Here is a 20,024-nt window from a genome sequence, read left to right as displayed (position 1 = left end):
ATACTTGGTCTATCACATAAGGGAGGCCAAGACGACAATGAACGAATATGTATTGCAAACGAATCAATTGTCTAAGAAGTTCAAAGGCAGCGTAGCGCTGGATAAAGTAAATTTGTCTATCCGCAAAGGCTCCATATATGGCTTTATTGGGCAGAACGGAGCCGGAAAATCGACGCTGATGCGCATCGTTACCGGACTTGCTTTTCCGTCCGACGGAAGTATCGAGCTGTTCGGAGCCAGCGATGAGCGGGCGTTGACCCAGGCCCGCAAGCGGATGGGGCTGATTATCGAGAGCCCCTCGTTGTTCCCCCACATGACTGCCGCCGAGAATCTGGAGGCGAACCGTCTCCTCCGGGGCATCCCCGGCAAAGACTGCGTCGCCAGGATGCTGGAATGGGTCGGTTTGCAGGGAACAGGCAGGAAAAAAGTGAGGAATTTCTCACTTGGTATGAAGCAGCGGCTGGGTCTGGCGATCGCCTTGCTGGGCGACCCCGAATTTCTAATTCTGGACGAGCCGACCAACGGACTCGATCCGATGAGCGTTATCGAGATGCGCGAGCTGCTCAAGCAGCTCAACCACGAACGAGGGATAACGATTCTGATCTCCAGCCACATTCTGAGTGAGCTGCATTTGCTGGCAAGCCATTACGGCATTATTCATCACGGCAAGCTGCTGGAGCAGCTCACTGCACAGGAATTGAACGATAAATGCCAGCAATACGTGTATATCAAAGCGGATAACCCGGACAAGGCAGCAACCGTTATTCAGAATGAGTTCCGCACAGCCGATTTCGAGGTGATGCCGGATGGGGCCATCAAGCTGTATGGCCACATGGAGCAGCCAGGCAAAGTATCGTCGACGCTTTTCTCCGCAGGCCTGGAAATCGAGCAGTTTATGCCGATGGGCGAAGACCTGGAGAGCTATTTCATGAAGCGGATCGGAGGTGCCGGGCATGTATAACCTGATCAGGTCAGAACTGTTCAAGCTGCGTAAGGACAGATCATTCCGGGTGCTGCTGCTCATAACCGCCGCTCTTTCACTGGTGTATCCACTGCTCTACTATTTTGACAATAAGTCGAGTGGAGATCCGCAATTTACAGGAGCCGAATTTCTGATTAAATTTATGGCAAGCAATGGCTATGTGATCAAATTCGGCGTAGCAGCGTTGGCCGGATTCTTCATCGCGAGTGAATATGCGACGGGTGTCATGAAGACGATCGCATCATCGGGCAACGATAGAGGACGGCTGTTCACCGCCAAGCTGATCGGATTCTCGGTCGGAGCCATGGCTGTCTCTCTGGTATTCCCGATCGTAAGCACGACCGAAGTTTCACTACTTTCAGGTTTTGGCCATTTGCCGGAGGGGGTTGACGCGTTCTTCATACCACGGGCCCTCGGACTAACACTGCTGTACACTGCAGGCTACGCGGCGATCGGGGCGCTGTTCACTGCCGTGTTCACCGAAAGCGGCAAGACGATCGGCTTCTCGATGATTTTCTTCCTTATGATTGACACGATTTTGGGGGGCTTGGGTGAGTACATCCCTTTCTTTACTACAGTGTATGATTATTCTATCTTCAAGCTGATGAACGATATCGGCAAGCCCAGCATCGACGGCGGCGATCTGCCGGCGCTCCTGCTTGTGCCATTGCTGACGATTGTCGCAGCCGGGCTGCTCGGTATTCTCGTGTTCCGTAGAAAGGAAATAAAATAAAAGTAAGAGGGGCGGAAGAGAGTTGCTTATCATAACGCTCATATCGGTTACGGTGGCGGCTCTTCTGCTTGCCCATCTGCTGCTGATGAGGCGGGAGCTGGGACGGATGACATCGCAGCTGCGCCGCTATAATGAGCGGACAACCGGTAAAAAAATAGACGTAACGCTATTTGACCGGCGGCTCGAAGCGCTTGCGGGTCAAATTAACAGCCAGTCCGACCTCGTAGTCGATGCAGAGGCCCGCAGAAGACGAACAGAAAATGAGCTGCGGCAGGCAATTACGAACATTTCCCATGATATTCGTACTCCGCTGACCTCCATCTTTGGATATATTCAACTGCTGGAAGCAGAGCCTATTACGCCCGAGGAGAAGCACGAATACCTCACAATCGTTAAAAATCGCACGAAACGGCTGCAAGCGCTATTGAACGATTTCTTCGAGCTGTCCTTAATTGAATCTTCGGATTATCAGCTTAAGTCCGAGCGGATCGAAATGACTGTCCTCCTGTCAGACATTCTGGTTGGTTTCTACGACCGGTTCAACGAACGGAACATTACGCCGGATATCCGGCTGCCGAAGGAAGCGGTGGCTATATATGCTGACGAATCAGCCGTGCAGAGGGTCGTTGAGAATTTGCTTATTAATACTGTCAAACATGCGGCCGGTCATGTGGAGATCTGCTTCGAGCAACGGGAGAAGACAGCCATGTTCAGGATCGTGAATGAAGCGAAGGAGTTATCCGACATCGATGTGAGGCTGCTATTCGACCGCTTCTATACGGTCGACCGCACCCGGTCCGCCCAAGGATCGGGACTTGGTCTTTCCATAGCGAAAAGTCTAATGGACAAGATGAACGGCTCACTGACAGCGGAGCTGCATGGGGGCAATTTAACGATGACCTGCCGTTGGAAGCTGTAAGGCGCAATGCCAGCATGAGCCTGTCATTTGCATCATTCGGTTCATCCACTTGTGATGCATTTCATTTCCTGATTTATCCATTATACTTATACTCTTGGTTAAAGTACTTCTATTTCCGGAGGTTTTGTGAATATGGAGCGAATCCGTGTAATTGAGATCCCACCTCTAACGGTCGTTAATTCGGGAAACATATCATCTATGGAGGATTTCGAAGCGTTTGACCAATGGTGGTCTTCTGTCGATGTCAAGCATTACATTACGCCCCGCGACTTTATGTGGTATAACGTCAAGAAAGGTTACTTGGAATGGTTTTTTGCGCTGCCAGAAGGATACAAAGATACAGGTGGATACGAGGTTGCCGATTTCCCTGGGGGATTATATGCAGTTGCAACTTCAAAAGATGCAGAGGAAGTGGCCATCCAGGAAACTAAAGCATCCATTCGCGCATGGGTTGAGACAAGTGGGTGCTTCGAAATATCAACAAGCGAGAATGATTCAGCTGAACGTTACGAAATGACCCATGTTACTACACCCAAGGTATTCAAAGAGAAAATGGGCTATCATCTATCGGATATATTCGTACCGATTGTGGCGAAATGACAACACAGTCCACGTATTGCTTTCACTAATCAGCAAGTTTTTTGTAGAAAAGCTCGCAGGAGCCTGTGTTTACATCATGACGACTATAGGGGGGAGGGTAGTCACACTCCGGTCGAAACGATGCGTAAACAGGCTTCTGCGGGTTTATTTGTGTTACAGAATGATGTAGTAGGCAAAGAAAATTAATGCCGTCTATCGACTTTGTCGCCCCTATGGCGTACTTTGATGACTGGGAATTCAACAGCGACTGGGTGTACAGCACGGCATACGGTATCCTGAAGGATACGAGCGACCGGATCAGCAGCAGCCAAGTGGAAATTGTAGCAACGCTGGATAATGACTGGACTGATGATCAATATCAGGAGATTTACCAGGGAATCCGCGAGAATTACCCTGGCGTGAAGCGTCTGTCGTTCTTTTCTTATGGGGCCTGGCCTGAAGCCGAGCTGGCCAAAATCGATGAACGTACAACATGGCCGACACCGGACTGGACACCTCCGGGTGAACATGACTATCCGGCTCAGCTGCCAACAGGGTGGAAGGCAAGGAATATCGGCTCCATGCCGGGGAATGTTGTATACAATTCTTCCAAAAAGCAATTTACAATGAGCAGCACATCCACGGATATTTGGGGGAAAGCGGATCAGATGAACTTTGTCTATCAACCTGTGAAGGGTGATGCGGAGATCATTGTTCAGATGCGTTCAACTGAACGTATGGACGGCTGGGCCAAGGCCGGCGTTATGATTCGGGAGTCGCTGGGGCATGATGCAAAGCACGCAGACATGATGATTACCCCTGAGAATGGGGCAACCTTCCAGTATCGGAAAGAGACGGCGGGCAGCTCGGTTGACCAGACAACAGATGCTTCTGCTCCAAGCTGGCTTAAGCTGAACCGAAAGGGAAATACCTTCACTGGCGCAGTTTCGTCTGACGGGAAGCGCTGGACGAAGGCCGGAACCGTACAGATCTCGATGAACCGCCAGGTGTATATCGGTATAGCGCTCAGCAATCCGGGGGATGACGCGAAGAATAAGGCTGTGTTTGGCAATGTGAAGATCACCAATTAAGCCCTAATCCGCAAACATGAGGCCAACCACAACGGATAGCCTCATGTTTGCCGGTACAGGCATTAACTTTATAAATCACAAATTTACTTAAAGATCCGTTGCGAAAATTGATACAGCCCGCTGCTCCAAACTTTCCCTTCATGTCCGCCCACATCCAGATACCACGTGTGCGGGATATTCATAGTGTTCAAGCTATTATGGAAATTTTGGCTGACCCACAGCAGATTATCCGAAGCACCGCATGACAGCCACAGCAGCTTCAGCTGGCTGGCAACCTGGTAAATTAAAGACATTAAGTAAAAAAGCTAACCTAAAAAAGATTGACTAATCATTAGAAGATAGGTAGGGGCAAGGTTTCTGGGGGGAAGCTCGCAGGAGCTTATATTTACAGCATACCAACCACAGGATCAGGGAAGGTCATACTCTGGTCGGAATGATGCGTTAACAGGCTTCTGCGAGTATACTCAGGGTGAAGGAATTGATTGTACATTCTTAGGTCTGTAGAATCGTTCAGGGTCACTCATAGAACAGCAGCCGCTTGGCATAAGCGTTGCGGAAATCTGAGGGCGTCAGGCCGACGATCTTCTTGAAGGATTTCATGAAATTATGGCAGTCTGTGTATCCGAGCTGGATGGAGACTTCGCTGATGTTCTGATTAGTGTCGGCGAGCAGGAATTTGGCCAACTCCATCTTTTGCTGCAGAATGTACTGCTTCAACGAGATGCCGGAGATAGTGGTAAACAGGTGGGAGAGGTACTTATCGTTATATCCGAAGTAAGCGGCGATTTGCGACACCTTGATATGCTCGCTCCGGCTCCATTTTATGTAGTCCACGATATCGTTGTAGAGCTGCTCCTGTTTGGTTTTTTTGGACGGATTGGAGTCCGCATGGAACAACTGGTTGTACAGCTCGCATAAAATGACTGTCGCCATGTAATTGTTCAGCGTTTTATGATTGTAGCCCCGCACTGAATCCTGCAGTTGCTTCATCATTACGATAATTTTCTCCAGGCTCTTCAGGGTCCCATATTGGGGTAACAGAATGACGTTATCTTGCTCACTATGGCTGGAGGTGGCCACATCGGTGATGGTGATCCCGGACTTGGCCGAAAAATGCAGCCAGTAGAAGCAGCAATCGGATGAACGGGTTCCGTATTGTCTGGTAAGCGGGGGAAGTAAGAGATATTCACCCTTGGAGACTACAAATTGCTGTTTGTCACCCGCCAAATATAACACGCCCTCAGTCATGACAATAAGCTCGTAATCCTGCAGTACTCTGCTCAGGTGAACCCAATCGGAGGACGGGGCAACAAATTTGCCGGTGATCTCCAGATCAACCGGTGTATCCACATGCAGTTCAAAAGCAGTCATCTGTATATCCCCTTTTTCAGACTTTTATACACTTGCTAATACTCCAATTATTAATGAAACCCGGCCCGAAGTAAAGCGCTTACGACCTGAAAGGTTTAGGAAACATCTAACCTTTTTACACATGTTCAAACTTGAAATATACTAATTCGAAAGGAGAAGCTTCAAAAAAGACGATCTGTTCTTACACGGAATCTTTATCAGGCTACTCCAAAGTTATCATTACAAATGATAATATATCGGTTGAACAGAATTGCAGTTAGCAATGAGGAAGACTTCGAAGCATCCGGTCGTGTTACTTTACAGATACTACTGCACACCAAACGAGCATCGTCTATATAGACGATGCTCGTTTGGTGTGCAGACTATGAAGTTACGGAGTGTATTGCTGTACGATCGAGATCACCTTGCCATCCTGAACCGTAATGTGGTATGGGGACTGGCTGAGATCGATGATGTCCTTTTTGGCGAATTCCGTCATGAACTTGTGAAGCGTAATGGCTTCATTCCATTGTATATCCAAATCCCCCGGTTTCCCTGTATGGTCGTAAATCTGCATCGTTACCGTAGCATTATCAGCGATGGGGTAGGAAGTGAGCGAGTCACTGTCATTCACAATATAGTAATCATCCGGTACTCCGCCAAGCTCTGCTGCAGCCTCAGGCTCACGTTCCGCAAAGATACGGTTCGCTTCAGCACCTTCGTACCATTCGATTGGGTCGGCGGTCATGATCGTATGTCCGTCTTTGGACTTCAGCGCATGTATATAAACCGTCAATTCCTGACTTTTATTGCCGCTTTGTGCATCTGCGCGTGTACCTACCGTACTAGCCGTAGTCACGAGGGAGAGGAACAGGAGGACCAGAGCAGGAAACAGAACAACCGATTTTCTTTTGAACATGTAAAAATTCCCCCTTGATATGAATATGACACGGTGTACATCTATATAACTCATTACCCTTCGCTGGTTTTCTCAAACGGGCTTTGTACCTTTATAAACGTAATTCCGGTGAAAATGTTGCAAAAAGTTTTGAACCTGTGAAGCAGAAAAATATAGGACAAGCAGAAATGAATTTATTACTTTAAATAAGCCATTCCTGGGCATATTAAGCTATCCAGATTACGGCATGGGGGGAAGCGCAAATATGGCGGCGATATGGCAAATATACAAAAGGGATTGGATGGGCCTGCTCAAAGCTCCGGTAGCCCTAATGCTGGTTGCCGCACTTGCGGTGCTGCCCTCGGTCTACGATTGGGTAAATGTGGCGGCAGTGTGGGACCCGTACAGCAATACATCCGGCATCCAAGTCGCGGTGGCCAGTCTGGATAAAGGGGCCACTGTGAACGGTACAGGTTTCAACATTGGGGATGAGGTGCTGGAGAGCCTGCATGGCAACAAGTCGCTGGGCTGGACGTTCACTGATGCAGAAGCAGCAGTGCAAGGGGTGCAGCGCGGAGATTATTATGCCAGCATTGTTATACCGGAAGAGTTCTCACAGCGGATGGCAGGGGTCCTCGAAGGTGAACTGGTAAAACCGGAAGTAGACTATACAGTAAATGAAAAAATGAATGCCATTGCTCCAAAAATTACTGCCAAAGGTGCTTCCGCTATTACCGCTCAGATTAGCGGGCGCTTCACCGAAACCCTTAGCCGTACAGTGCTTACTGCCCTAAGTGCCATTGACCGTGAATTTCAGGCTGAGCTGCCTGTCATCCGTAAGGTGGAGCAGGGGCTCTTCAAGCTGGAAGCGAGCCTGCCGGAAATTGAAAAGGCAGGGAAGCTGGTATTGAAGCTGCAGGAGGACTGGCCGCAGATCGCCGGTGCCGCCGGACGGATGGCTAGCGTTACGGACAAGCTGCCGGAAGTAGAAGAGGCCGGCAGGGCAGCAGAGCTGCTGGATGAGCATTGGGGGCAGATCAGCGATGCCGCGGGCAGGCTGCAGGAGCTGCAGGGCAGGCTCCCGGACCTAACGCACGCGGCACAGCTCTTGTCCGGTCTGGACGCTGATTTCATTCAGGCCAGACAGGTGCTGGGCCTTGCCGCAGACCGGCTGGATGAGGCTGCAGCCGTTGTCGCTGCGGCCGCCAAGGGCCTGCCGCAGACCGACCGGATTGCTGCAGGAGGGCCCGCCTTCGGGCAGGAGCTGCAGCAGTTCCTTACGCAGAACAGCGCGGCTTTTGCCGCTGTTGCGCAGGTGCTGCAGCAGAATCTCTATCTGCTGCAGCAGAGTGCAGACAGCGCCGCGCTGCTGGCAGGCCAGCTCGCTGAAGGCCCCCCGCTGCCGGGCGCAGCGGCGGCGGACCAACTGCAGCTGGCCGCAGACCGGCTGACCGCTGGAAGCGGCGCGCTGCAGCACACGGCGGCTCTCTTCGCCGCCGTGAACACCCTCGCGCCCGGCGCTGTGCCGGGCAGCGAGCTCCGCGCCCTGGCCGGGGCGCGGGCTTCTTTTGCCGCCGGCGCTGCGCAGGCGGCACACCTTGCCGCCGCATTGCGGGGCGGCGGCAAGCTGGACCCCGCCGCGCTGGCGCAGCTCGGTGAGAATTCCGCCCGCAGCGCTGAGGCGCTGGGGGGGATTCTCACGCGCTACGGCGCGGAGGGGCAGCATGCGCTGCAGGGCACGCTGCAGCAGCTCACTCTGGCGGCGGGGCACGCCGCCACAGCCTTGCAGGAGGCGCCCGCACGGCTGGCGGCGCTGGACACGGTGCTGGATGAAGCGGGAACCGCCATCCAGTACGGGCAGACCGGCCTGGCCGCACTGCGGGAACCTCTGCATGTGATAGGTGATGAGGTTCGTGCGGCGGCAGCCGGAATGAACGGCCGGCTGGCAGCGTTCAGCGATTTCGTCACGCATGTGCTGCCGCGCATTCAGAACGGGCTGCCCGCTGCCGGAGAAAAAATTCATACGGCGGCTGAATTTGCCCGCAAGGACCTGCCGGGGGTAGAGGACAAGTTCCGCCGTGTGTCCGAACGGATTACCGCCGGACTTCCCCGTGCAGATCAGGGGGTGGACCGGGCTGCAGAACTGGTGCGGAATGATCTGCCTGTCCTGGAGCAGGCCGTCCGCCGCGCTGCTGATACGGTCCGCAAGATCAAGAAGGAGGTCAATCTGGAGGAAATCGCTGAACTGCTGGGCGGAAATATCAAGGGAACCAGCGATTTTCTCGCAAATCCCGTGGTGCTGAAGGAAAGGGCATTATACCCGATTCCCAATTACGGTTCGGCCATGACCCCTTTCTATGTGGTGCTTGCCTTGTGGGTTGGAGGAACCCTGCTCATTTCCCTGTTGCGGACTGGTGTCGATACTGGAGGGGTCGCATACCGCAGGTACCAGTTGTATTTTGGCCGGCTGCTGACTTTTCTGACCGTAGGAATTCTACAGGCTCTGGTAGCCGTACTTGGCAATATATATCTGCTGAAATGCTATGTTGCCGACAAGCTGTGGTTTGTGCTGTTTGCCGTCCTGATCAGTATTGTATTTGTGACGATTGTGTTCACGCTGGTCTACATCTTTGGCAGCCTGGGCAAAGGCATAGCCATTGTATTTATGGTGCTCCAGTTCTCCAGTTCGGGAGGAACCTTCCCGGTCAGCATTACCGGCCGCTTCTTTCAAATCCTGAACCCGTATATGCCGTTTACATATGCCATCAGCCTGCTCAGAGAGGCGGTTGGCGGCATACTCCCGGAGGTTGCTGTTCGTGATGCTCTGTATTTGGTTCTTTTCGGCTTGCTTGCTCTATTGCTGGCCCTTACCCTGCAGAAGCCCCTCGAGCGGTTCATCCGGCGTGCCGCAGAGCAGGCGGAGGAGTCCAGGCTGATCTCCTGACCTGGGGCCAGGCAGTGGAACGGCTGCGATCAGATCTGTCAACCCATATTTAGCGTGCCAATGCACATTGACCTATCCCGGTATAAAACCTAATATATAGGAATATCTGGATTATAGTTCAAATATATGGGTTCTTAGGAAGGTGTTTGTTTGGAATCAAAAACGACAACAATACAATCAGAACTGGAAGCTTATTTGAAAAAAGAAGGTATCACCATTAATCAATTCGCTGGGGTATCAGGGGTGAACTCCGGTACGCTCAGCAGTATTATCAATGGGAACCGCCCCATTGCCATGAAGCAGCTGGACCGGATAACAGCGGGGATGGGGCTTCCCGAAGGTGAATTTTATGAATTATACATAGATGAATGTGTTGTTCACTCCACCCCGGACTGGCGGCGGCTGGGCCCTTTTCTGCAGCGCTGTGCGGAGCTGGACAAACTTGAATGCATTCGGCAGGTTGTCCAGACCCTTATGGATAATATCTCCTATGCCCAGGCACTGTTTGAAACAGCGGAGGAATTCTTTGTCCAGGGCAAGCGGCAAGCGGCAGCGATGTTATATGAAGGTGTGGCAGAGAGTGAGAAATATCAACATTCGGAGCGGCTGGCCCTCTGCCAGTACCGGTTGTTTACCATAGCCCTGGGGAAAGATCAGGATGCCAATCTGCGGACAGCGATGCATTTTGAATACTTTGTCGAGCGGCTCGACGAGGTGGACCAGCTGAATGCGCTGAAGGATTTGGCCAATATTTATGCGTCCTTGCACCGCTGGAACAGAGTGGAGGCTCTGGCAGAGGAGATGGGGCACAAGGCGTCTATCCAATATCAGAATAAGTATCACAAGGTCAGCCGCCGTACGGTCCAAAAAGAACCTGCGAGGCCCCTTTGTTTCTATATCCTCTACGCCCATCTGCTCCGCGCGGCAGTTTGTGATGAACGCGGGGATTATATCCAGGCTCTTCATTATGTCTCGCTATATTCCGATTTCAGCTGGGTTCAGGAGACGACGGAGGAGGCCCGGCAGATTATGGAGCAGTTTAAAGAATGGGCTGAAGCCAATACATACCTGTATCGTCTGATGACAGGAGAGACCAAGGTGCTTGCGGATTATGTTGAATTCATTAACGGCAGAGAGAACGAAATGGTCCCGGGCCTGACCAAAATCATGCAGGCGGCCAACCGCCTGGACTTCAACGTGGATGAAATCATTGAACGCTTCGAGCCTCATCTGGGCCTCAAAAACCTGAAGACCCGAATGGGGAAACTGAATGCTCAGGTGACCGAAGACAAATATACGGTACTGCTGTACGAATTGGCGGTGTATTGCTTAAATGCCCAGAAAATCAAGAATGGTATCGCTTACTTATTCCAATGTCTGGAAACTTCTGTTAGAATGAATAGTGACAGCCATATTGTTCAGTGCGTAGTATTATTTGAGCAATACAGACATCTCAGTTCCGGCGAGGATCAGGAAAGATACAAAATTCTAATTGGCGAGGTGCAAAAGATTAATGATAAGAAAAGTGGCTCTGCTGCTGGCAGTAGGTAGCATTTTTTTTGCTGTTGACGCTCCGGCATTAGTTATGCAATCCGCTTCAACGCATTCATTCATTGAACCTTTGACACATGGGGTAGGTGCCGAGTAATACCTGTAAGGCCTTTTGTGAAATGAAGTTCTTCCTGCAGCTTTCGACCGAATCATCTTCAGAAGCCCCCAAGCCTCTCTTTCCTAAGAGAGGTTTTATTATTTGTATATCCAGAAAGCGTGTTCTATAGGTCGCTGTACGTGCAGAGGAGCATTCCCTTCCATCTAGTGTTTTTGAGCATTTTTCTGCTATGATGGGAACCAAACGGGCGCTCCCGGGGCAGTATCCACAACCACTATTTAAATCAAAGGATGAGTATGGATGACTAGTTCAGCTACTGGAAAAAACAAGGTTTTTCTGTTTCAAGGCGATTCGATTACCGACGGCAATGCATGCGGCTTACTGGCTGTGGGACGGCGTCCATCCGACACATTCCGGTCATGACCTGATTGCCAAAGAATGGCTGAGCGTTGTTGCAGATAGCGGCATTTTGAACGGCTAATCAGGTGGTTACGCCTTCATTTTCTAACATAATGAATACACAAAGGGTACCCTTGGGGATGGCCTGGCCCCATTTGCAACAGGAGCGGGGCAGCGGTATGGGCTGAATTTTATAGTGGGCACAATTAATTAACTACACTGAGCATCTCTCTGATATGGAGGGATGCTCTATTTGATTTCATTCAGCAGAAGGGGAGCTGAAGAAGGAATGGCCGGGCGGGCCAGATTTACCGGCTGCTCTGGAATTCTAGAAGGAAATGATCGAGACCATTGCTGGGGTAGGAAATCAAGGTGAACTTGTTGACATCAACCCGAAATCGGTCGTATGGTACAGGGGATGAAAGCTGGTTGCCGGAGAACTGGCGGAATTTTTGCGGTAGGAAGGAGAGCGGGCATCCATGAGGTTCTTTCGAAAGTGGGGCAGTCTAATCTGGAGCAAGTCGAGTGAACGTTATTATCAGGTGTCCATCAAGCAGCGGGTACTTCTCTCATTTCTCGTATTGATAGCGCTATCCATTAGCGCGATGGGAGTTCTAACCTACCGGATAGCCGGAAAGGAAATTCAGAACAATGCGTTTGAGACCAGTAAAGAGACCGTGGATAAGACACTGCAGCTGCTGGACTATCGGCTGAATGATGTGGCGATGTCGGTCCAATCACTGATGCTCAGTGATGCCTACAGGCAGATGATGATTGATGTGCAGGCCCATGATGTGACGAAATATTATGTTCATTTATCGGAAATGCAGTACGTCCTCTCGCAGGCAACCTTCAATGAGCCAATGATTGAGAACGTTCTCATAGCTACACCGATCGGGGATTTTTATTCCACCACCCAGGTCCGTGCACAGGATAATTCATTTTACGGCTCGGAGCTGTACGATAATAGCAAAAAAAGCCCGGGCGGATACTGGGCCAAAGGGCACTACGACCGGCTGTTCACCGGGAGCCAGCGTGTGGTGTCCTTTGTAGTACGGGGAATTTATGAGCAAACGCCGATCACCAACGTGTTCATTGTGGTCAATCTCAGAGAGAACCGGATTGCTTCACTGCTTGGTCAGGGCACTGCCGGTAAGGACCGAAAGTATTTGCTTCTGAACAAGGAAGGGGAGACGGTAGTGCAGACGGGCTGGACTGCCCAGGGGGGGCCGCCGAAAGAGCCGGAATTTCTGCAGGACAGAACAGCGGACAGCGAGGGCAATTTCTTTTATCCTTTTGACGGTGAGGATTATCTGGTCAACTATAAGCAGTCGGCGGTTGCGCCGGAATGGATTCTGGCCGGGATGCAGTCCAAGGATCAGCTCCTCGGACAGCTCAAAGGCGTGCAGCGGACGGTTCTGTATGTGATTCTGGTGTTTCTTTTGACGACCTGGTTTTTCTCAAACAAACTGACGGCGGCACTTCTCCGTCCCTTGTTCAAGCTGAGCCGGCTGATGCGCAGAGTGGAGGAGAACCAGCTCAGCGTTTCTTTTGAGAGCAAATACAACGATGAAATCGCCCAGGTTGGCTTTCAGTTTAACCGGATGATGACGGAGATCAAAACCCTGATCGAAGATGTGCGGCAGAAGGAAAAAGGCAAACGCCATGCGGAGATCCGGGCGCTGACCGCACAGATGGAGCCCCATTTTCTATACAATACGCTCAATACGATCTACTGTAAGTCCGTGATGGGTGAAAATGAAGATGTCAACGAGATGATCCTCGCATTATCGCAAATGTTCCAGCTGGGGCTTGGCGGCGGCAAGGATCTGATTACGCTCGAGGACGAGCTTTCGCATGTGCAGCAGTACTGCGCCATCCAGCAAAAATGCTATGAGAATCTGTTCGTGTACCGTGCTGAAACGGAAGAGGAGGAGCTTTTGTCGGTCCCGATTCCCAAAATACTGCTGCAGCCGATTGTGGAGAACAGCATCCAGCACGGGTTCTCGGACCGGAGGAGCGGCGGCTGGATACATGTGAGGATTTCGCTGGAGCAGGCCATGCTCCATATTGTGGTGGAGGACAATGGCAAAGGCATGGATACCGCCAAAGTGGAGCTGGGGATGACTGAGCGGGAGCTTTCCAAAAAAGGATATGCCCTGGTCAATATCAGGCACCGGCTGCAGCTCTATTACGGCGATGAGGCGCGGATGGAGCTGTCCGGCCAGGCAGGCGTAGGCTCGCGAACCGATCTATGGATACCGCTCAGTCTGCAGAAGGAAGAGGGAGGAAGTTATGGAATATCCTGAAGTAAGGCCGGTCAAAATTTGCGTGATCGACGATATAAAAAGCGTAGTAGACATGATTGCCCGCAAGCCTCAGTGGCAGGAGTACGGCATCGAGGTAGCCGGTACGGCGCTCGACGGGGAAGAAGGATTGCAGAAGATCCGTGAGCTGAAACCCGATATTGTGCTTACCGACATCCGCATGCCGCGAATGGACGGGTTGGAGATGACCCGGGCGATTCTGGAGTTTGCCCCGCACTGCAAAATCATTATTCTCAGCGCGTACTCGGAATTCTCCTATGCCCAGCAGGCAATTCGTCTTGGGGCCATGGATTTTGTCAAAAAGCCCTTTTCACTGGAGGAGATCGTGAATGTGGTGCTGAAGGCAAAGGAACTGTGTCTGGAGGATCGCAGAGAGCAGGAGAACCTAAAGGCTATGCAAGCCCGGATCAAAGAAAGTCTGCCGATTCTGCGCCAAGAGTATCTGACTCTCCTAATGCAGCATAGGGAGACTGAGCCGGGTGCGAAAGCGCGATGGGAGTATCTTGGCATTCCGCTGGCGCAGGAAAATTTCACAGTGTTTATCGTCGAGATCGATCAGTTTGCCGAAAAGTACTGCCGCCAGCCTGTGCAGGAGATCGAACTGATCCGCTTCAGCCTGCAAAATATATTGGAAGAGACGATCTTGGCCTGGACGCAAGGAATTCTCTTCCGTGAGGCGACGAACCGTTATGTCGGAATCATCAACGGGGACGACCCCCATATGGCGGAGCAGATCACCGAGGCTTGCTGTGCCAATGTCAGCCGCTATTCCCGCTGCACGGTTTCGATTGGAATGGGACTGGGCGTATCTGCGATCCATGAGCTGGCCGATTCCTATGCGCAGGCGCTTGGTGCCCTGGCTTATCATTTCTATACTGGCGGCAACGCTGTATACAACTACGCAAGTATCGTCCATAAGCAGCGGGCTGCGAGCCACTATTCTGTTGCCGCCGAACAGGAATTTCTTTTCGCTCTCCGCTCAGGCAACCGTGAGAAAAGCCAGCTGGTGCTCGTACGTATATTCGATGAGCTGCTTCAGCTCGACCCGCTGCCCGCGCCGCAGTATGTGGAGAACATCGGCTACGAGCTGTCATTCAAAATCTGCCGGGTCATGCTGGAGCTATTCCCTTATGAGAAGGTCCAGCCGCTGGAGCAGGAAGTGAACCGTCTGAAGAACCGCCCGCATCCTTCGTTGCAGGAGATACGCTCCCTTCTGGAGGGACTGTGCGCCGAGGGCTGCCGCTGGATTGAGGAAGAGCGCTCCATCGAATCCACACGGATTATCCGTCAGGCTAAGGCCTACATTTGTGCCAACCTGCACACCAGCCTGACCCTGGAGCAGGTGGCGAAGCAAATCAGCCTCAGCCAGGGCTATTTCTCGAACTTGTTCAAGAAGGTGGCGGGCATCTCCTTTCAGCAGTTCGTCATGCACGAGAAGATGGAGAAGGCGAAGACAATGCTGATTGAAGGGCTGCAGGTGCAGGAAATCGCCATGGAGCTTGGCTATGAGCACCGCCGCTACTTCAGCGAGGTATTCAAGAAACACACCGGCATGACACCGTCGGAGTTCAAGATATCTTATCTCGGCAGGGCAGACTTTTCACAACTTACGAATCCACGGGGATGAACAATCCGCTGATGCTGCGGGTGTTCATCCCCGTTTGGCATTAGTTCAGCAGATATCTGCCCTTAATGTGGGTTTACCCGCATTATGCAGATGAATGGCCTGCCCTATAATCAAGGTGTAAGGCAAACACAGCTTTGAACATATAAGGGGGCTAACAGAAATGAAGAAACAACTGCTTCTGACTTCGCTGAGCGCGGTGCTGGCATTCGGTCTGGCCGCATGCGGCAACTCCAATACTGCTGAGAATTCCAAGGAGCCATCAAACTCTGGAGCGGGATCGGCATCAGGCGAAAAGACCAAAATCAGCTACTGGACAGGTGACCGCCATGACGCCGAATTCGTAAAGGAAAAGGTAGCCGATTTCAATGCAACGAATACCGATGGCATTGAGGTGGAATTGGTCGTCAAGGGCGATGATTTCGATACAGCGCTGGATCTGTCCTTCCAGACTGCCGACTCTCCGGATGTGATCCGGGTGAAAGAAAACACCATCGGCACTTTTTATAAAAAAGAATATCTCGCTCCAATCGACGAGTATCTGTCCGATGACATGAAGGCTAAGTTTCCGGAGATGGTTAATCTGAACACCTTTGACGGCAAACGCTACAGCCTTCCGAATTACGGTACGACGATGCGTCTGGTCTACAACAAGGACCTGTTCGCCAAAGCAGGAATTACCAAGCCGCCGACAACCTTGCAGGAGCTGGTGGACACTGCCAAAAAGCTGACCGCAGCGGGAAAAGCAGACGGTGCCTACGGCTTTGCGCAGAACTTCAAAAGTCCGGCCAGTGCACTTGGACGCTCAGCGCGGGTTATTGCTGAAATGAGCGGCTTCGGCGGCTTTGGCTATGACTTCAAAACGGCGCGTTATGACTTCAGCGGCTTCAAGCCGATTATCGAGGCTTTCAAGCAGATCAAAGATGACGGCAGCATGCTTCCAGGTGTGGAATCGCTGGATATCGATCCACTGCGGGCACAGTTTGCCGAGGGCAAGATCGGGATGTACCTGAGTTTTTCCTCGGAACCAGGGGTCTACAGCACACAGTTCCCGGCCAAAATCGACTGGGCTGCGGCACCTGCGCCTACGATTGACGGCAACGCAAAGGGCGCTTCGGGCTTCCTCGGCGGACAATGGCTGGCTCTGAGTGCCAAGTCCAAGCATAAGGATGCTGCCTGGAAGTTCATGGAGTATATGTACAGTGATCAAATGCTGACAGCCTATCAGGAGAATGGTTATGGCATCTCAATGGTCCCTTCCATCAGCGCCTCCGCCAAAATCCCTGAAGTCAAAGGTATCGAGGGGTTCCTGCCGAATCAGTATGACGGGGTATGGCCGGTGTATCCGGCAGTGGCACCGGAAGGCATGAAATCGGACGACGCCTTCTTCAAATACATGCTGAACGGCGGGGATCTGGATGCTACGATTGCCGATCTGAACAAACGCTACAACGCTGCGCTGGATGATGCGATGAAGAATGACGGCCTGAAAGCCGAACCGGACCCAGGCTTTAATCCGGCAGCGCTTGCAGGGAAGTTCGCAAAATAAGTTAAGAGAAGCTTATCCGAGCATTTCACAGAGACCATTTAAGGAGGGGGATTTCTTCCCCCATCCTTATCTTTTGACAGCAAGACAGGAAAGGAGCCTGGAGGAACCCATGAACAAAACCAAGAATGCCACCTTTGCCTACAGCTTTCTGCTGCCAAGCGCACTGCTCACGCTTGTGCTGGGAATTTACCCGATTGCCTGGGCATTCCGCTATATGTTCTACAATTACAAGGGCTATGGAACTGCCCGGTTCATCGGCCTCGATAATTTTAGCCGGATTCTGCGTGATGCAGAGTTTTGGGATTCTGTCGTTAATACCTTTGTCTATGCGGGAGGCAAGCTGCTGCTCTCGATCCCGCTGTCCCTGCTCCTGGCGGCGATTCTGAACCGTAAAATCAGAGGGAGACAGCTGCTGCGGGCCGTTTTTTTCATGCCAACAGTAATCAGTACGGCCGTTATGGCTGTAGTCTTTTTTACGATCTTTAATTCGTACAACGGAATTCTGAACCAGTTCCTGATCAAATTTAACATTTCATCCTCCGGCATTGACTGGCTGGGTCCGAAACATGCCATGCTTACGGTCATTCTGGTGGCGGTGTGGGGTGCGGTCGGCAACTATATGCTGCTGTTCCTGGCCGGACTTCAGAATATTCCCGAGGATGTTTACGAGAGCTCTTCCTTGGATGGAGCTAATAAAATACAGCAGTTCCGCTTCATCACCCTGCCGATGCTGGGACCCGTGCTGCAGATGGTCATTATGCTGGCGATCATCAATGCGCTGAAGGGCTATGAGAGCATAATGGTGCTTACCGAAGGCGGCCCTGCGGGCAAAACGGAAGTCATGTTCCTTTACCTGTATAAGCTGTTCTTTCCGGTCGGGGGCAGCTCAGCCTCAACCCAGGTGCAGGAGTTTGGATATGGAAGTGCGGTCGCATTTGTTTCTGCGCTTATTGTGGGGATGATTTCCGTGATTTACTTCTATGCCTCCAGACGAATGAATCGGATTGATTGAGGAGAGATGTGAGATGAGAACAAAAGAGATAACGGGAAAGACGGTTTTATGGATCTTTTTGCTGGCACTCGCCTTTGTAACCTTGATTCCTGTGGTGATTACCATTCTCGGCTCGTTCAAAACAAACGTTGAGCTGACTACAGGCGCAACCTTCCTGCCAAGCAAATGGCATTTTTCCAACTACGCGGATGCCTGGGACAAAGCCCACTTCTCGACGTATACGGTCAACAGTCTAATCGTGTCGCTCTCCACGGTCGCCGGTACACTGTTGGTAGCCTCTATGGCTGCCTATGTAGTAGACCGGATGGATTTTTTCGGCAAAAAAATCTATATCGGCATGCAGTCATTCACAATGTTTGTCGCCGTAGGGGCGGTGGTGCTGCGTCCGCAGTTCGACCTGATGGTCAGGCTGCACCTGCACAGCTCGCTGTGGGGGGTCATTCTGATTTTGATCTCCGCGCATGCTTCGATCTTTTTTATCCTGCTCAGCTTCATGAAAGGCATTCCGCGTGAACTGGATGAAGCTGCACGGATTGACGGAAGCTCACTCGGCCGCACTTTTTGGACTATTATTCTTCCTCTGCTCGGTCCTGGACTGGGGGTAGGCGCACTCTTTACCTTCCGCGGCGCGTGGAATGAATATCTGCTGCCGCTCGTGTTCACCATGACGAAGCCGGAGCTGCAGACACTCACTGTGGGCCTGGCGAATCTGAAGTATGGCATTTCCGCCGCCTCGCAGACTCATTACATGATGGCTGGTGCCTGCCTGTCGATTATGCCGATTCTCGTAGCGTATGTCTTTGCCAATAAATCTTTTATGCAGATGACGGCTGGTTCCCTGAAGGGGTAGGCTGAGCCATTACGATCTCCTCTCCCTATGGAATATACTGCTTATAACAACGTAGATGATACTATTACTTTAGGCTGTTTTTAAGACTACAAGCAATAATCAGGAGGTTTACAACATGACCGTTCAGGTTCCCGCAATTCTTACATCCAGTCCGCTGATTCACCGCTATCCCGGCAATCCGGTGCTGGATGCGTCTATGGTTCCCTATAGGACAGCGCTTGTGTTCAATGCAGGCGTCACCAAGTTCAAAGGCAAATATGTGATGGTGTTCCGCAATGACTATGGCTCGCTTACGGAGCAGACGATTGAGCCGCATCACACGACCGACCTGGGGATTGCTTTCAGTGATGACGGCTTCCACTGGGAGGCCAGTCCCAAGAAATGCTTCAAGCTGCATGACGAAGAGATCATCCGCGCTTACGACCCGCGTCTGACGGTGATCGGGGAGCGCTGCTATATGTGCTTTGCGGTCGATACCAAGCATGGCATCCGGGGCGGGATCGCAGTGACGGATGATTTTGAAGAATTTGAGATCCTCAGCCTGTCTTCGCCCGATCTGCGCAACATGGTGCTGTTCCCGGAGAAAATAGGCGGCAATTACGTCCGCCTGGAGCGTCCGTTTACCGTGTACAGCCGTGGCGGCAAGGACCGCTTCGATACCTGGATTTCGGAATCCCCGGATATGAAATATTGGGGCAATTCCGACCTGCTGTTCGCTGTGGAGCATGTTCCTTTCGCCAATGACAAGGTAGGACCTGCCGCACCTCCGGTAAAGACGGACAGGGGCTGGCTGACAACCTTCCATGCGGTGGATATTGACCCGGCACGCGGTAAACACGGCTGGGAGCCTGCCTGGAAGAAACGGTACACCGCAGGCATCATGCTGCTGGATCTGGAGAATCCGAAGAAAATTATCGGCATGTCCAAGCAGCCGCTGCTCGCCCCGGAGACCCGCTATGAGGTTGAAGGCGGCTTCCGCAACAATGTTATTTTTCCGGGAGGGATGATTCTGGAGGATAACGGTGAGGTCAAAATCTACTACGGCTCCGCCGATACGATCGAATGCCTCGCGACTGCACATGTGGATGACCTGATCTCCCTGTGCCTGAAAGGCTGATGAACAACCATGATAAACCGGATGGCGAACGGGGAGATGAA

Annotated in this window: 17 protein-coding genes; 14 read left to right on the top strand and 3 right to left on the bottom strand. The window is 51.8% G+C overall.

Annotated features, from left to right (window positions below):
- Nucleotides 1-37 precede the first annotated feature (37 nt).
- The 5 genes from A3844_RS10955 (at nucleotide 38) to A3844_RS10935 (ending at nucleotide 4,304) form a co-directional block, all read left to right on the top strand.
- Nucleotides 38-961, top strand: a complete 924-nt coding sequence (locus A3844_RS10955) for an ABC transporter ATP-binding protein (protein ID WP_074107410.1) — start codon at nucleotides 38-40, stop codon at nucleotides 959-961.
- Nucleotides 954-1,715, top strand: coding sequence for an ABC transporter permease (locus A3844_RS10950; RefSeq protein WP_074100271.1), 762 nt, complete (start codon nucleotides 954-956; stop codon nucleotides 1,713-1,715). The genes A3844_RS10955 and A3844_RS10950 overlap by 8 nt, the downstream gene beginning before the upstream one ends.
- A 22-nt stretch (nucleotides 1,716-1,737) precedes the next feature.
- Nucleotides 1,738-2,634 carry a sensor histidine kinase gene (locus A3844_RS10945; RefSeq protein ID WP_074100270.1) on the top strand — a complete coding sequence of 299 codons (897 nt, stop codon included), beginning with the start codon at nucleotides 1,738-1,740 and terminating at the stop codon, nucleotides 2,632-2,634.
- A gap of 132 nt (nucleotides 2,635-2,766) precedes the next feature.
- On the top strand, nucleotides 2,767-3,234 hold the full coding sequence (locus A3844_RS10940; protein WP_074085941.1) for a GyrI-like domain-containing protein: 468 nt from the start codon (nucleotides 2,767-2,769) through the stop codon (nucleotides 3,232-3,234).
- Nucleotides 3,235-3,419: 185 nt separating this feature from the next.
- Nucleotides 3,420-4,304 (top strand): DUF1349 domain-containing protein, encoded by an 885-nt coding sequence (locus A3844_RS10935; protein WP_074107409.1) that lies wholly within the window; start codon nucleotides 3,420-3,422, stop codon nucleotides 4,302-4,304.
- An 83-nt stretch (nucleotides 4,305-4,387) separates the two neighbouring features.
- Here A3844_RS10935 and A3844_RS10930 read toward each other — a convergent pair whose 3' ends face one another.
- The 3 genes from A3844_RS10930 to A3844_RS10920 all read right to left on the bottom strand — a co-directional run bounded on the left by A3844_RS10930 (nucleotide 4,388) and on the right by A3844_RS10920 (nucleotide 6,573).
- Nucleotides 4,388-4,597 carry an alpha/beta hydrolase gene (locus A3844_RS10930; RefSeq protein WP_244169749.1) on the bottom strand — a complete coding sequence of 70 codons (210 nt, stop codon included), beginning with the start codon at nucleotides 4,595-4,597 and terminating at the stop codon, nucleotides 4,388-4,390.
- 223 nt (nucleotides 4,598-4,820) lie between these two features.
- Nucleotides 4,821-5,675 (bottom strand): AraC family transcriptional regulator, encoded by an 855-nt coding sequence (locus A3844_RS10925; RefSeq protein ID WP_074107408.1) that lies wholly within the window; start codon nucleotides 5,673-5,675, stop codon nucleotides 4,821-4,823.
- Between the two features lie 370 nt (nucleotides 5,676-6,045).
- Nucleotides 6,046-6,573, bottom strand: a complete 528-nt coding sequence (locus tag A3844_RS10920) for a hypothetical protein (RefSeq protein ID WP_074085937.1) — start codon at nucleotides 6,571-6,573, stop codon at nucleotides 6,046-6,048.
- Between the two features lie 244 nt (nucleotides 6,574-6,817).
- Here A3844_RS10920 and A3844_RS10915 point away from each other — a divergent pair, with 244 nt between their 5' ends.
- The 9 genes from A3844_RS10915 (at nucleotide 6,818) to A3844_RS10880 (ending at nucleotide 19,983) form a co-directional block, all read left to right on the top strand.
- On the top strand, nucleotides 6,818-9,496 hold the full coding sequence (locus tag A3844_RS10915) for a YhgE/Pip domain-containing protein (RefSeq protein WP_074107407.1): 2,679 nt from the start codon (nucleotides 6,818-6,820) through the stop codon (nucleotides 9,494-9,496).
- A gap of 150 nt (nucleotides 9,497-9,646) precedes the next feature.
- Nucleotides 9,647-11,047 (top strand): helix-turn-helix domain-containing protein, encoded by a 1,401-nt coding sequence (locus A3844_RS10910; RefSeq protein ID WP_178382276.1) that lies wholly within the window; start codon nucleotides 9,647-9,649, stop codon nucleotides 11,045-11,047.
- Between the two features lie 358 nt (nucleotides 11,048-11,405).
- Entirely contained in the window at nucleotides 11,406-11,528 is a 123-nt protein-coding gene (locus A3844_RS33730; protein WP_256701440.1) for a hypothetical protein, read from the top strand.
- 455 nt (nucleotides 11,529-11,983) lie between these two features.
- Nucleotides 11,984-13,813: a cache domain-containing sensor histidine kinase gene (locus A3844_RS10905; protein WP_074100263.1), complete on the top strand. Its 1,830-nt coding sequence runs from the start codon at nucleotides 11,984-11,986 to the stop codon at nucleotides 13,811-13,813.
- Nucleotides 13,800-15,458: a response regulator gene (locus A3844_RS10900; RefSeq protein ID WP_074107406.1), complete on the top strand. Its 1,659-nt coding sequence runs from the start codon at nucleotides 13,800-13,802 to the stop codon at nucleotides 15,456-15,458. Before A3844_RS10905 ends, A3844_RS10900 begins: the two co-directional genes overlap by 14 nt.
- A gap of 160 nt (nucleotides 15,459-15,618) precedes the next feature.
- Complete coding sequence (locus A3844_RS10895) at nucleotides 15,619-17,004, top strand: ABC transporter substrate-binding protein (RefSeq protein WP_074107405.1); 1,386 nt, start codon at nucleotides 15,619-15,621, stop codon at nucleotides 17,002-17,004.
- A 109-nt stretch (nucleotides 17,005-17,113) separates the two neighbouring features.
- On the top strand, nucleotides 17,114-18,016 hold the full coding sequence (locus tag A3844_RS10890) for a carbohydrate ABC transporter permease (protein WP_074100261.1): 903 nt from the start codon (nucleotides 17,114-17,116) through the stop codon (nucleotides 18,014-18,016).
- A gap of 13 nt (nucleotides 18,017-18,029) precedes the next feature.
- Nucleotides 18,030-18,866, top strand: coding sequence for a carbohydrate ABC transporter permease (locus A3844_RS10885; RefSeq protein ID WP_074107404.1), 837 nt, complete (start codon nucleotides 18,030-18,032; stop codon nucleotides 18,864-18,866).
- Between the two features lie 115 nt (nucleotides 18,867-18,981).
- The gene (locus tag A3844_RS10880) at nucleotides 18,982-19,983 is read left to right on the top strand and encodes a glycoside hydrolase family 130 protein (RefSeq protein ID WP_074107403.1); all 1,002 of its coding nucleotides are present in this window, start codon (nucleotides 18,982-18,984) and stop codon (nucleotides 19,981-19,983) included.
- Nucleotides 19,984-20,024 lie beyond the last annotated feature (41 nt).

The sequence above is a fragment of the Paenibacillus helianthi genome (assembly GCF_001909055.1).
Classification (GTDB): domain Bacteria; phylum Bacillota; class Bacilli; order Paenibacillales; family Paenibacillaceae; genus Paenibacillus_AQ; species Paenibacillus_AQ helianthi.
This window is presented reverse-complemented; position numbering and strand designations above follow the sequence as displayed.

Bases quoted from the DNA above. Each gene is read 5' to 3' on its own strand.
- A3844_RS10955 (WP_074107410.1), top strand. From the start codon at position 38: ATGAACGAATATGTATTGCAAACGAATCAATTGTCTAAGAAGTTCAAA.
- A3844_RS10950 (WP_074100271.1), top strand. From the start codon at position 954: ATGTATAACCTGATCAGGTCAGAACTGTTCAAGCTGCGTAAGGACAGA.
- A3844_RS10940 (WP_074085941.1), top strand. From the start codon at position 2,767: ATGGAGCGAATCCGTGTAATTGAGATCCCACCTCTAACGGTCGTTAAT.
- A3844_RS10935 (WP_074107409.1), top strand. From the start codon at position 3,420: ATGCCGTCTATCGACTTTGTCGCCCCTATGGCGTACTTTGATGACTGG.
- A3844_RS10930 (WP_244169749.1), bottom strand. From the start codon at position 4,597: ATGTCTTTAATTTACCAGGTTGCCAGCCAGCTGAAGCTGCTGTGGCTG.
- A3844_RS10925 (WP_074107408.1), bottom strand. From the start codon at position 5,675: ATGACTGCTTTTGAACTGCATGTGGATACACCGGTTGATCTGGAGATC.
- A3844_RS10920 (WP_074085937.1), bottom strand. From the start codon at position 6,573: ATGTTCAAAAGAAAATCGGTTGTTCTGTTTCCTGCTCTGGTCCTCCTG.
- A3844_RS10915 (WP_074107407.1), top strand. From the start codon at position 6,818: ATGGCGGCGATATGGCAAATATACAAAAGGGATTGGATGGGCCTGCTC.
- A3844_RS33730 (WP_256701440.1), top strand. From the start codon at position 11,406: ATGACTAGTTCAGCTACTGGAAAAAACAAGGTTTTTCTGTTTCAAGGC.
- A3844_RS10905 (WP_074100263.1), top strand. From the start codon at position 11,984: ATGAGGTTCTTTCGAAAGTGGGGCAGTCTAATCTGGAGCAAGTCGAGT.
- A3844_RS10900 (WP_074107406.1), top strand. From the start codon at position 13,800: ATGGAATATCCTGAAGTAAGGCCGGTCAAAATTTGCGTGATCGACGAT.
- A3844_RS10895 (WP_074107405.1), top strand. From the start codon at position 15,619: ATGAAGAAACAACTGCTTCTGACTTCGCTGAGCGCGGTGCTGGCATTC.
- A3844_RS10890 (WP_074100261.1), top strand. From the start codon at position 17,114: ATGAACAAAACCAAGAATGCCACCTTTGCCTACAGCTTTCTGCTGCCA.
- A3844_RS10885 (WP_074107404.1), top strand. From the start codon at position 18,030: ATGAGAACAAAAGAGATAACGGGAAAGACGGTTTTATGGATCTTTTTG.
- A3844_RS10880 (WP_074107403.1), top strand. From the start codon at position 18,982: ATGACCGTTCAGGTTCCCGCAATTCTTACATCCAGTCCGCTGATTCAC.